Source organism: Parvibaculum sp., from assembly GCF_049672805.1.
Taxonomy (GTDB): Bacteria; Pseudomonadota; Alphaproteobacteria; order Parvibaculales; family Parvibaculaceae; genus Parvibaculum.
The window spans coordinates 1-11352 of record NZ_JBATWS010000432.1; the positions used below are offsets into that span (position 1 = coordinate 1).

Here is an 11352-nt window from a genome sequence, read left to right on the forward strand (position 1 = left end):
GTCATCCGGCGGCTCAACGGCCGGGATCGCATAGCTGCCCTTCAGCCAGCGATTGAGATCCACATGGGCGCAATGTCTGGAGCAGAAGGGGTGGAACTTCTGCTGCGAGCGCTCTCCGCAGATCGGACAAGGGCGGGGCGCACGGAGCGTTACGACCTTGGCATCGTCATCTGTCATCTCGCCTCGCATCACTCTTGCTATGCAGCGCCCACATCAATCCGCTCCCGGGGAAATGCTGCATCGCCGACAAGGCTCACCGGCGCCGTAACGCGGCGGCGCATGCGCTCCACCAGATAGGGGTTGCCGCGCTCGAGCCAGTCCACAACCTCGGCGGCAGCACGGGCCACGAGAGGCGAGCCGGGTGCGGCCCGCGATTCCCGCACGATCTTGCGCAGAAGCTCATTGGCCACCGTGGCGCAGGTCTTTCGCCGCGGCGGACCGTGCATGTGGGTTGGCTCCGTCAGCAATTTGTCGAGCGGTTCGCGCACACGCTTTCGCGTCATCTCGACAAGCCCGAATTCCGACATGCCTGAGATCTGTGTCGGCACGCGGTCCTTTGCGAAACCTTCATTCAGTGCATCCAGCACTTTCTGGATGTTCACCGGATCGTTCATGTGAATGAAGTCGATAACGATGAGGCCGCCGGTTCCGCGCAAGCGAAGCTGATAGACAATCTCTTCCACCGCTTCGAGATTGATCTTGGCGCTGGTTTCTTCAAGCCCTGTTGCGGCGGTGTAGCGCCCGGAGTTCACATCGATGGCGGTCAGCGCCTCTGTCGTTTCGATGGTGATCCAGCCACCGGAAGGAAGCTCGGCGCGCGGCTCAAGCGCTGCTTCAATCTCACCGTCAATGTCATAAAGTGAGAAGAGATCGCCTGGCCCGTTGAAAAGCTGGATGCGGTCCAGCATTTCCGGCATGGCGCGGCGGCAATAACGCTGCGCCTCACCAAACGCATCCGCATCATCGATCAATACGCGCGTGGTCTGCGCGCTCACGCAGTCCCGGAGCGTTTTCGACACCGGATCGAGATCATGGAAGACAACGCTTGGTGGCGTGGAACGCTTTTCCGCCTCGCGCACCTTGCGCCATTCTTCGGCGAGCTGGCGCGCATCAGCGGCGATGTCTTCGGCTGTGGCACCAATGGCCGCCGTGCGCACGATGAAGCCTGCAGGCTCCCCCGTCACGCCCATCGGATTGAAGCGTTCGACCATCTGCTCGACAAGTGCGGTGAGGCGTGCACGCTCATTCTCATCTTCGATGCGGCGTGACAGCGCGACACCGGACTGGTTTGGCACCAGCACGAGAAGGCGACCGGGAATAGTGACATTTGCCGAAAGCCGCGCGCCCTTGTCGCCGATCGGGTCTTTCACCGCCTGAACGAGAATGGCCTGTCCTTCATGCACACAGGCGCTGATCGGCGGCAGCACGCCCTCATCAAGTCCAGTCAGCTCGCAAAGGCAGCGCGCCTCGCGCGCGCCGAGAAAGCCCGCGCGCTCCAGCCCCACTTCCACGAAAGCGGCCTGCATACCCGGCAGCACACGCTGCACGCGACCAAGAAAGATGTTGCCGATCAGAGAATGTCCGGCGCGGCCGGTCTTCTGCTTGATGTCGTCTTCCATGGTCCGTTCAAGAAACAATTCCACGGGCCGACCGTCCTCGACGATAGCGACACGCGTTTCGCCGGGGCCGACATTGATCAAGACTTCTTCAGACATGAAACCCCTGGCTCTTATCCGCCACACCCCCGCGTTGACGGATACCCCATTTCCACCCTTGATCGCTTCGGGCCATTTTCTTGAAAAGCGATCCTAACACTGTTGTGAGCGGCGAAGCCAGACGGAGAAGGCGCCGATTTCAGACACTTGACGGCGGGCATAACCGGTTTGAACAGGCATTCCGGTCAGGCGGCCTTTACGTCGGCACACTCTCATTTCACGAGCGCCAATGAACTTGGTGCGAGCCAGCGCGGCCCGGTGCTGAAGGCTTTTGAAGCGCTTGACCCGATCGGGCAGGACGTGACTTGCGCCGGGGCTGCGCTTATCCGCGCCCTTCCCTCGCCCCGAGGGGATAGCCCGCACCTGCGAGCAGTTGTCCCGTCTCGAAGAGAGGTAAGCCCACAACGGCAGAATGGGAGCCGATGAGGCGGCGGACGAAAAGCGCGGCATGGCCCTGAATGGCGTAGCCGCCTGCCTTGCCCTGCCATTCGCCGCTGTCGAGATAGGCCGCGATTTCCTCCGCCGACAGTCGCTTGAAGGCGACGCGCGTTTCCGAGAGGCGGTGGTTTGCGCGCGATGGAGTAATGAGGCTCACAGCCGTATAGACACGGTGCGCACGGCCTGAAAGAAGCGTCAGGCAGCGGCGTGCTTCCTCTGCAGTTTCGGTTTTGGGGAGAATGCGCCGCCCGCAAGCGACAACCGTGTCTGCCCCGAGCACCATCGCATCGGGATTGGCAGCGGCAACCGCCTCCGCCTTCTCGCGCGCAAGGCGGCGCGCATGGAGATGAGGCAATTCGCCCTTCAGCGGCGTCTCATCAATATCGGCCGCGATGACCGCGTCCGGTTCCACACCGATCTGACGAAGAAGCGAGAGCCTGCGCGGCGAGGCGCTGGCAAGAATGAGGCGGGGTATCGCGCCTTTGGCCGGCACGACGCGTCACTTGAACCGGTAGGTGATCCGGCCCTTTGTCAGGTCATAGGGCGTCATTTCGACAAGCACCTTGTCACCCGCGAGCACACGGATGCGGTTCTTGCGCATCTTGCCGGCAGTGTGGGCAATGATTTCGTGGTCATTCTCGAGCTTCACGCGGAATGTGGCGTTGGGCAGCAGTTCCGTCACCACGCCCGGAAATTCGAGCATTTCTTCTTTGGCCATTCACTTTCCTTCGGAAAATTTGCGCGAAGAATGGTCAGAAAGCGCCCGAAAATCAAGAGCCCGGTCAGCCAAAAGACGTGCCGACCGGGCTCAAATGATTGATTTTTCTTATTTTTTCGTCTCAGTCGACAATCAGATAGTCAATTGTGGAGACAACCCTGACCGTCTTCATGATTTGCTCGTTTTCCTGAACGCCCGGCGTGTCATCGCGCGCCTGGATGGAAAACTGGCCCTGCCATGCGCGGCGGATGCCGCCAAGCCGCGCCCCGGAATCAGCCGCGAAGGTTTCCGCCGCCTCACGGGCGCGCATCGTCGCCTCTTCCAGCATTTCAGGCTTCACATCCGCGATGCGGGTGAAGAGGTAGGAAGGACGCACCGGGCCATATTCGTTCGAGAGGACGACACCCTGCTCCACCAGCGCGCTGGTATCGCGGTTGGCTTCCGCCACCCTGTCCACATCCGTGGTCCGCAGTACGATCTGCTGGGCGATGATGAAGCGCGTGTCGAACTGGCCGCTCGAATACATCTGGGCGAGGCGGTCGGTCACCTGCGGGGCCTGCAACTCGATTTCGTCTTCCGAGAAGCCGTGCTTCTTCAGGAAAGCGCCAACCACTTCCGCATTGCGCTTCACCTCTGCCTGCGTTTCGGCGAGATCATTGCCCGTCACGACAAAGCGCAGCGCCCAAAGCGCGAGATCGGCCTTCACTTCCCGTTCGGAAAGCCCTTTTACCGAAATAGTGCGGTCGCCGAGGCGCGACTTCACAAGACCCTGACCGCCCAGATAGCCGCCAAGCGCGATGCCGAGGCCGAGAATCAGCGCGGCGGTGAGTGTAAAGATGGATTTCATGGGAGTTTCCCCTGGCTGATGTTTCCCCGTTTATACCATGCAGATTGCGGCAGTTTGATGGATGAATGAGCCATCTCCTCCGCAAACGGAGGATCAGCCGGCCGCAACGCCCGCCTGCCCGAAGCGCCGCTCGATACAAGCCCGGAGACGGTCCCGCAATTCGCGATAGGCTGCAAGGCGGCGCTCCCTGTTGCCGCCGGTCGGGGCGGCCAGGGGATCACCTACCTCCCAAAACTCCACATCGGTGGCGGAAGACCGGGTCATTTCCTCCGCGCGGGCACGGGCTTCCGGCGTCAGCGCGACAATGAGGTCGAAATTGGTTTCCTCGAGATCGTCAAAGCTCTTCGGCCCGCTCGTGGACGGTACAAAGCCTTCCTCGCGCAGCACTTCTGCCGTGAAGGGGTCAGGTTCCTCGGCAGGGGCGACACCGGCGGAATCCACATAGATGCGGTCGCCATAAAGCTTCTTCAGAATCGATTCCGCCATGCTGGAGCGCACGGAATTGAGGTTGCAGGCAAAGAGGACCGAGCCGGGCAACACCTGTTTGTGCTCCACATTGGCGCCTGTGCGTGCCACCGCGCTCACCCCTTGATATGCAGAACGCAGATCAGCGTGAAAAGGCGCCGGGCCGTGTCAAAATCCATGTCGATCTTGCCGGTCAGGCGATCCTTCAGGGTCTGCGAGCCCTCATTATGGAGGCCTCGCCTGCCCATATCGATTGCCTCGATCTGCGAGGGCGCCGCCGTCTTGATCGCGTCATAATAGCTTTCGCAGATCAGGAAATAGTCCTTGATGATCTTGCGGAAGGGCGTGAGCGAGAGCAGCACCTTGCCATGCGGCTCGCCATTTTCGAGGCGGATGTCGAAAACGAGACGATTTTCTTCGATGGACAGGTGAAGGATATAAGGCCCGCCCTCGCTGCCTACGGGTGCGAAGTTGTTTTCTTCCAGCAGGTCGAAAATGGCGACCTTGCGCTCATGCTCGACATCCGGGCTGCGGCGCACGACGGAACGCTCATCAAGAATGAGATCGACAACGCGGAAGCGCGCGCTGTCACGCCGCGCGGCCTCGCCTGAAGTAATCTCATCATCTGCGGAATGATCGGACATGACGGGAGTTTAAGCCGATTTCACAGGGATAAGCGAGGGGATGAAGTCAGCACTGCGTGTGCTGCGCTCACATATTGAGGCGGATGGAGATGGACCGGCCATGCGCATGGAGCCCTTCGGCCTCGGCCAGCGCCAGTGCCGCCGGGCCGATTGCCCGAAGGGCCGCCGCGTCGCAGCGGACAATGGAACTGCGCTTCATGAAGTCGAGCACATTGAGGCCGGAGGAGAATCGTGCCGACCGCGCCGTGGGCAGCACGTGATTCGAACCTGCCACATAGTCGCCAATGGCTTCCGGCGTATAGCGACCGAGGAAGATGGCGCCCGCGTTTGAAATCTTCTCAAACAGCGCATCGGCATTATCGACCGCAAGCTCCAGATGTTCCGGCGCAAGACGGTCAACCAGGGCGGGGGCGTCTTCCAGATTTTCCACCAGAATGATCGCGCCGAACTCCGCCCAGCTCTTTGCCGCCGTGCTTTCGCGCGGCAGCGTTTTGAGCTGGCATGTCACCGCTTCTTCGACGCGCGCGGCAAAAGCCGCATCATCGGTAATCAGGATCGATTGCGAGCTTTCATCATGTTCGGCCTGCGAGAGCAGGTCGGCGGCAATCCAGTCCGGGTCGTTCTTCCCGTCCGCGACAACAAGGATTTCCGAAGGACCGGCAATCATGTCGATGCCGACCTGACCGAAAACCTGCCGCTTGGCGGCTGCGACATAGGCATTGCCGGGGCCGACGATCTTGTCCACCGGCGCGATAGTTTCCGTCCCGTAGGCGAGCGCGGCCACAGCCTGCGCCCCGCCGACACGGTAAACTTCATCAACGCCTGCAAGCCGCGCGGCTGCTAGCACCAGCTGGTTCACCACGCCATCCGGCGTCGGAACAACCATGACAATGCGCCCGACACCCGCAACCTTTGCCGGGATCGCATTCATCAGAACGGAGCTTGGATAATTCGCCGTCCCGCCCGGCACATAAAGGCCGACTGCGCCAACCGGCGTCCAGCGGTGGCCGAGTTCGACACCCTGCCCATCCGTGAAGCGGGCGTCCTCGGGGCGTTGGCGAATGTGATAGGCTTCGATACGGGCGGCAGCGACTTTCAGCGCATCCAGCGTTTTCGGATCGCAGGTCGCGGCGGCGGCATCAAGATCAGCCTGAGGAATGGCAAGCGTTGCAACTGTGAGTTCCGGCAGCCGGTCAAAGCGGCGCGTGTAGTCCACCAGCGCCTCATCCCCCCGCGCGCGCACATCCGCGATGATCTTCGCGACCGTGTCATTCACATCGACGGAGGCTTCGCGCTTGCCCGCAAGCAGCGCTGCAAAGCCTTCTTCGAAATTCGCGTCTTTCATGTTCAGGCGAATGGGCATCACGTTCACTATCTTGTCAGCGCTAACTCGTTTGGTCGGTGCGGAGTGCGGGTTTGTCCGAAAATCCCGCCTTCACTCAGTCCAGATCGTGTTCGGGCTTGTTGGGGGTTTCCCAGACGATACCGAGATCAGACAAATGGGCCTCCAGCGCCTCCACCTCAAGGCGCAATTCCGCACCGCCGGAAAAGACCATCGTGACGAGGCCGGAGGGCGGGTTCAGCTCGTCGAAGCGGATGGCGAGCAGGTTCAGCACACCCTCAGGCCTGTCTTGCGCAATGTTGCGCGCGCGGACGGAGAGCACATTCTCGAAGTGAAGGCCGGTGCGCACACGATGATAGGTGTTGCGGCGGGCCGCCCCTTCTCCTTCCCAGCGAAACCGGTTCACGACACAGGCAAAGCGCCGTGTTGATGGCAGAAAGGCAAGATCACGCACCTGGCACACCGCGTCCTGAAGCGCGGCAGAAATCACCTGGAGATCGGCGTCGTCCTCTGCAGCCAGGCGCAAATCTTTTGGTTCGACAGACATGTTCTTCTTCGGCCCTCTTCTGGCTTCAGGCCTTTTCGCGCCAGATTTCGGCGCCACAGGCACCGAGCTTCTCCTCAATGCGCTCAAAGCCGCGGTCGAGATGATAGACACGATTGACGATGGTTTCGCCCTCGGCGGCAAGCCCGGCAATGATGAGGGCAGCAGACGCACGCAGGTCACTTGCCATGACAGGGGCGCCCTTCAGCTTTTCCACACCGCGAACCAGCGCCTTGTCGCCGAACAGCGAGATATCCGCGCCGAAGCGGGCAAGCTCCTGCACATGCATGAAACGGTTTTCGAAGATCGTTTCGGTGATTTCCGATTCGCCTTCCGCCGTCGTCATCAGCGCCATGAATTGCGCCTGAAGATCGGTCGGGAAGCCCGGAAAAACCTGCGTCACGACATTCGTTGCCTGAAGCCGCTCGCCATTGCGCGCAATGCGTACTGCGCCCTGCTCGCTCTCGACTTCCGCACCTGCTGCGCGCAGCGCCGTGAGCGCGGCCTCGAATGTGTCGGCGGAAGCGCCTTCCAGCACAATCTCGCCGCCTGTCATGGCAGCGGCAATCGCATAGGTGCCCGCCTCGATGCGATCGGCAATGACGCGATGCGCCGCGCCATGCAGCTTTTCCACACCTTCGATGCGGAGCGTAGAAGTGCCGATCCCCTCGATCTTCGCCCCCATCGCGACGAGGCAGGATGCGACATCACCGATTTCAGGCTCGCGCGCGGCATTTTCAAGCACCGTCACACCATCGGCCAGCGTCGCTGCCATCATCAGGGTATGCGTCGCGCCGACCGACACGACAGGTGAGCGGATGACAGCGCCTTTTAGTCCGTTCGGTGCGGAGGCGAGCACATAGCCTTCCACGAGGTCGATCTCGGCACCCATTTTCTGGAGGCCCTTGATATAGAGATCGACAGGCCGCGCGCCGATGGCGCAACCGCCCGGAAGCGACACCTTTGCCTCGCGGCAGCGCGCAACAAGAGGGCCAAGGACCCAGAAGCTCGCGCGAATCTGCGAGACGATTTCATAGGGTGCCGTGGTTGAGCGGATGTCCTTCGCGTGGAGCGTCATCACATCGCCCCCGGCCCCGCTCTCGACCGAAATATCCGCGCCCAGCACGTCCAGCAGACGCGACAGCGTGCGAACATCGGCGAGGCGCGGCATGTTGGAGAGCACCAAAGGCTCATCCGACAGGAGCGCAGCCGTCATCAGCGGCAGAGCGGCGTTTTTCGCGCCACTCACCGGCACCCGGCCGTTCAGGCGGCGGCCGCCGCGAATGTGGATTCTGTCCATGATTTACGTCCGATCAGGCTTCAGGCGGCGGTTATAGGGGCTGAGGGGGCATGAGTCACGGTATTGACCGGGTATTGCCCCCTCTTTTCGCCGAGGATTGAGGCTCTTCGGGGACGTAAATCCGGCCATTTCGCGCCTCCGGGCTACGGACTCAGCCAGCCTTGTCTGCCCCCTTGCGGGCGCGGCTCTGGTCTTTACGCTTTTTCAGATTGTCGCGCAGAGCTTCGGCGAGGCGTGCCTGACGGGCCTTTGCCTCCTGCGTTTGTGCGGCGCGGTCCACTCCCTTGCCGCCGGGGGTACGGGAGTCGAAGCGGGGGCCTGATTTTTTCATGAATTCACTCGGATAGGGATTTGCGTTCGGAACGCAAGATAGTGCCTTAGAGCACCTTGCGCGAGGGGGGGCGCTGTGGCACCTTCCGCGCGCTTCGAAAAGGCTTGCCCCGGCGCTTCAGCGCCCATGGTTGATTTACCATTCGAAGCGAGACTTCGGGCGGGCTTCGAACTGCATATCCCGCCCATTGGCATGCTGTGGTAGCTCAGTGGTAGAGCACTCCCTTGGTAAGGGAGAGGTCGAGAGTTCAATCCTCTCCCACAGCACCAGTTTTTCCTTAGATTTCCATGCTTTTCGCGCTGTCGGTGCCTTCTTCTTGCTTGTCTGGCGTCAGGCAAAGGCAATCACCCGGATGATGATTGCAAGCAGCACGAAGCCGATCAGCCCCCCAAAAAAGATAACGCGGCGCGGGCGGGTTTTAAGGATGATCTCGCCCTGCCTCGCCTTTTCTGCGGGATAGGTCGCGTTCTCCCGATTCTCTTCATGTTCCGCCATTTGTGCCTCCTTCATGAAAGAACGGAAGCCAGGGCGGAAATGTTCCGGCGCCTATCTCGTCAGCAGGACGAGGAGTGCGAGAGCCATCATGGTCTGGCCGATATAATAGGTCGGCCAGACGAGGAAGCCGCGATAGGGGAACGGCCCGCGGAACTTGTCGAGCGCGATGATGCTGTCTGAAAACATGAAGAGAACGGCACCGAGCCCGAGCAGCGGCGCGCCTTCAGGGATGGCGAGCGCAGAGAGCACCATGACGAGAATGACCGCGAAATAGGTCGCAACCGGCAGCCGCGCCGCGCCGAGGCGTGACGCCAGCGACCAGTAAAGCGCGAGCCCGCCAAGGCCCACCGCCAGCGAGACACCCTTCGCCACCAGCGAATCAGCCCCGCTCGCAAGCGGCACCATCACGCCGATATAGAAGAGGTGGCTCACCAGAAAGGCGACGAGGCCGCGCATGAAGTTGCGCGGATTGCCCTTGAGGGCGAGGAAGAGGTCGCCTGCGCTCGAAAGAAGGAAGGCTGCCGCAAGCAGGAGAAGCGGCCCGACCGGCCCATGCCCGAGGGCCAGAAGCGGCAGCGGCACGAACAGACCGATCGCCGCCGTTTTAAGGCCGGTGCGCAGCGCGGAAGGCGGCTGATGCTCGATGATCTGATAGCCGACGGAGGTTGCGACCGAGAGCACCGCCAGGGTGATCCGCAACCAGTCCAGCCCGTCGCCCAGCGCGAAGAGTTCCTCGAACATCGTCCATCCCCCATTGTATCGCCCGCTTGCCGGGGCGTTTGCCCGATCCGCATTTCATCGCCATGATCGCGGACCCATGATCCCGAAAGTGCCGGATTCGTCAAAGGAACAAATATGAGCGGCACCACCGCCATCGACAGCCTGCAAAATGCGCGGGCAAAGCTGTGGCTCTCGCTCACCGATGCGCGCGGCATCCGCAAGCACGGAGCCTTTCTGCTTTCAGGGCGGAAAACCGTGCCGGAAGCGCTCACCGCACATGGCGCGTGTTTCACCGCCGCACTGGCGCGAAACGATAGCGATCTCAACCGCCTCTCCCTGCCCGCCCATATTGAACGCTACGTGCTGGCGAAACCGCTTTTCGAGATGCTGGACACAAACGGCACCGGCTTTCCGCTGCTTGTCGGACAAGTGCCAGTGATGGCGGAGGCAGACTTCACCAAAGCACCCGACGGTTTTGAACTGGTGCTTGCGCTGGGCGACCCGTCCAATCTTGGCGCGGTGCTGCGAAGTGCTGCGGCCTTTGGCGTTTCGCGCATCGTGCTGATGGAAGGGGCCGCACATCCCTTTCACCCGAAGGCCCTGCGCGGCGGTGCCAATGCGCAATTCGCCCTGACCTTTCTCAAGGGCGGAAACTGGGACACGCTCAGGGCCGCGAAGGGGCCGCTTGCGGCGCTTGATGGCACGGGGGCGGATATCGAAACCTATGACTGGCCAGCCAGTCTCCGCCTCGTTCTGGGTGAGGAAGGGCGCGGCCTGCCGCCCGGCCTTGCTGCGGAGAAACTTGCGATCCGCACGACGGGCGCGGTCGAATCACTCAATGCAACCGTAGCGGCAAGTCTCGCACTTCACGCCCATTTCCGGCGCCAGCGGGGCTGAGGCATGATTGATTGCCGCGCTTTCCTGTGAGCTTCTGCCCCGGCACAAGCGGGCGGGCGCAAGATGCGCCGCCGAGAAACGTGCAAGACGCCACCCCGGCGTGTTGAGGCCACCCACCGCATAATGATGCACGAGGCGACAATCCCAGATCGCGATCATGCCATCTGTCCATGCCGTGCGGATCTGGTTTTCAGGCGTGTAGAGATGTTTGCGGAGAAGCTTGAGGATCAATCGTCCTTCTTCTTCCGGCACACCGCCAATCTGATGGGTAAATTCCGGGCTGAAATCGAGGCAGGGAAAGCCCGTCAGCGGATGCGGGGTGATGAGGGGCCGCCAGACCACCTCGCCGCCCGCAAAGCCATGCGCGGCGGTAAGCGGTGCCAGGTAATTCTGCATCGAGGTGGAGAGGCTGGCATAGGCCGCATCAAGGGATGACCAGATGCTTTCGCCCCCTTCCGGTGGCACACGTTCCGCGCAGAGGATCATCGCCGCAGGCAGTTCTCGCCGGGTTGCTGACCGGGCATCCGAGAGCCCGGTATCCGGCACGAAAAGCCCCGCCAGAATAGCGGCCGAGCGGATGGCGAGGTCACTGTCGCGGCAGATCAGCAACCCATGCTGTGCCAGATGCTGGAAAAGGCAGTCCCGAACCGCCTCTTTCGAACAGAAATCCAGATCAAGGATTTCAGCCCCCAACACGCCCTTGAGGAGGCGAAGGTAAACCAGCTTCGAAGTCATTGACATCCCCACTCTTCCGCGCTCGTGAATTATCTATATTTGTCGAGCGCATAATCACTTCACTATTTTCAAATAAAAATTCCTAATTTGTAGTATTCGAATATCCTTGGTTAACACGGACGACGCCCGTGAGGGGACACAGTTTGCAGCAGGGTTGGGAG

15 protein-coding genes and 1 tRNA gene are annotated in these 11352 nt (G+C 61.3%); 2 read left to right on the top strand and 14 right to left on the bottom strand.

From position 1 onward, the window contains the following. The 11 genes from yacG to WBF74_RS13475 all read right to left on the bottom strand — a co-directional run. Positions 1-189, bottom strand: a 189-nt coding sequence (gene yacG / locus WBF74_RS13425; protein ID WP_424440757.1) for a DNA gyrase inhibitor YacG, incomplete at its 3' end; no start/stop codon positions are given. Positions 190-197: 8 nt separating this feature from the next. Further along, positions 198-1715, bottom strand: coding sequence for an Rne/Rng family ribonuclease (locus tag WBF74_RS13430; RefSeq protein WP_424440759.1), 1518 nt, complete (start codon positions 1713-1715; stop codon positions 198-200). 322 nt (positions 1716-2037) lie between these two features. Beyond that, positions 2038-2646, bottom strand: coding sequence for a Maf family protein (locus tag WBF74_RS13435; protein ID WP_424440761.1), 609 nt, complete (start codon positions 2644-2646; stop codon positions 2038-2040). A gap of 6 nt (positions 2647-2652) precedes the next feature. After that, the gene (gene infA / locus WBF74_RS13440) at positions 2653-2871 is read right to left on the bottom strand and encodes a translation initiation factor IF-1 (RefSeq protein WP_409671818.1); all 219 of its coding nucleotides are present in this window, start codon (positions 2869-2871) and stop codon (positions 2653-2655) included. A gap of 121 nt (positions 2872-2992) precedes the next feature. Next, complete coding sequence (locus tag WBF74_RS13445; protein ID WP_424440764.1) at positions 2993-3718, bottom strand: SIMPL domain-containing protein; 726 nt, start codon at positions 3716-3718, stop codon at positions 2993-2995. A gap of 93 nt (positions 3719-3811) precedes the next feature. After that, positions 3812-4294, bottom strand: a complete 483-nt coding sequence (locus tag WBF74_RS13450) for a low molecular weight phosphatase family protein (RefSeq protein ID WP_424440766.1) — start codon at positions 4292-4294, stop codon at positions 3812-3814. Positions 4295-4299: 5 nt separating this feature from the next. Then, on the bottom strand, positions 4300-4827 hold the full coding sequence (locus tag WBF74_RS13455; protein WP_424440768.1) for a UPF0262 family protein: 528 nt from the start codon (positions 4825-4827) through the stop codon (positions 4300-4302). A 67-nt stretch (positions 4828-4894) separates the two neighbouring features. Further along, complete coding sequence (gene hisD / locus WBF74_RS13460; RefSeq protein WP_424440784.1) at positions 4895-6190, bottom strand: histidinol dehydrogenase; 1296 nt, start codon at positions 6188-6190, stop codon at positions 4895-4897. A 76-nt stretch (positions 6191-6266) separates the two neighbouring features. Beyond that, positions 6267-6716 (bottom strand): DUF2948 family protein, encoded by a 450-nt coding sequence (locus tag WBF74_RS13465; protein WP_424440770.1) that lies wholly within the window; start codon positions 6714-6716, stop codon positions 6267-6269. 25 nt (positions 6717-6741) lie between these two features. Next, positions 6742-8013, bottom strand: coding sequence for a UDP-N-acetylglucosamine 1-carboxyvinyltransferase (gene murA, locus WBF74_RS13470; protein WP_424440772.1), 1272 nt, complete (start codon positions 8011-8013; stop codon positions 6742-6744). 151 nt (positions 8014-8164) lie between these two features. Continuing rightward, positions 8165-8344 (bottom strand): hypothetical protein, encoded by a 180-nt coding sequence (locus WBF74_RS13475; protein WP_424440774.1) that lies wholly within the window; start codon positions 8342-8344, stop codon positions 8165-8167. A 194-nt stretch (positions 8345-8538) separates the two neighbouring features. On the opposite strand from WBF74_RS13475, the gene WBF74_RS13480 reads away from it, so the two are divergent. After that, positions 8539-8613 (top strand) — tRNA-Thr (locus WBF74_RS13480). 61 nt (positions 8614-8674) lie between these two features. Here the strand turns inward: WBF74_RS13480 and WBF74_RS13485 are convergent. Both WBF74_RS13485 and WBF74_RS13490 read right to left on the bottom strand, forming a co-directional pair. After that, entirely contained in the window at positions 8675-8839 is a 165-nt protein-coding gene (locus tag WBF74_RS13485; RefSeq protein ID WP_424440776.1) for a peptide ABC transporter permease, read from the bottom strand. Between the two features lie 51 nt (positions 8840-8890). Then, positions 8891-9580, bottom strand: a complete 690-nt coding sequence (locus tag WBF74_RS13490) for a lysoplasmalogenase (protein ID WP_424440778.1) — start codon at positions 9578-9580, stop codon at positions 8891-8893. 114 nt (positions 9581-9694) lie between these two features. Here WBF74_RS13490 and WBF74_RS13495 point away from each other — a divergent pair, with 114 nt between their 5' ends. Further along, positions 9695-10456: a TrmH family RNA methyltransferase gene (locus WBF74_RS13495; RefSeq protein ID WP_424440780.1), complete on the top strand. Its 762-nt coding sequence runs from the start codon at positions 9695-9697 to the stop codon at positions 10454-10456. Here WBF74_RS13495 and WBF74_RS13500 read toward each other — a convergent pair. Further along, positions 10391-11197, bottom strand: a complete 807-nt coding sequence (locus tag WBF74_RS13500) for a TauD/TfdA dioxygenase family protein (RefSeq protein WP_424440782.1) — start codon at positions 11195-11197, stop codon at positions 10391-10393. The two genes, WBF74_RS13495 and WBF74_RS13500, sit on opposite strands and share 66 nt — an antisense overlap. Positions 11198-11352 lie beyond the last annotated feature (155 nt).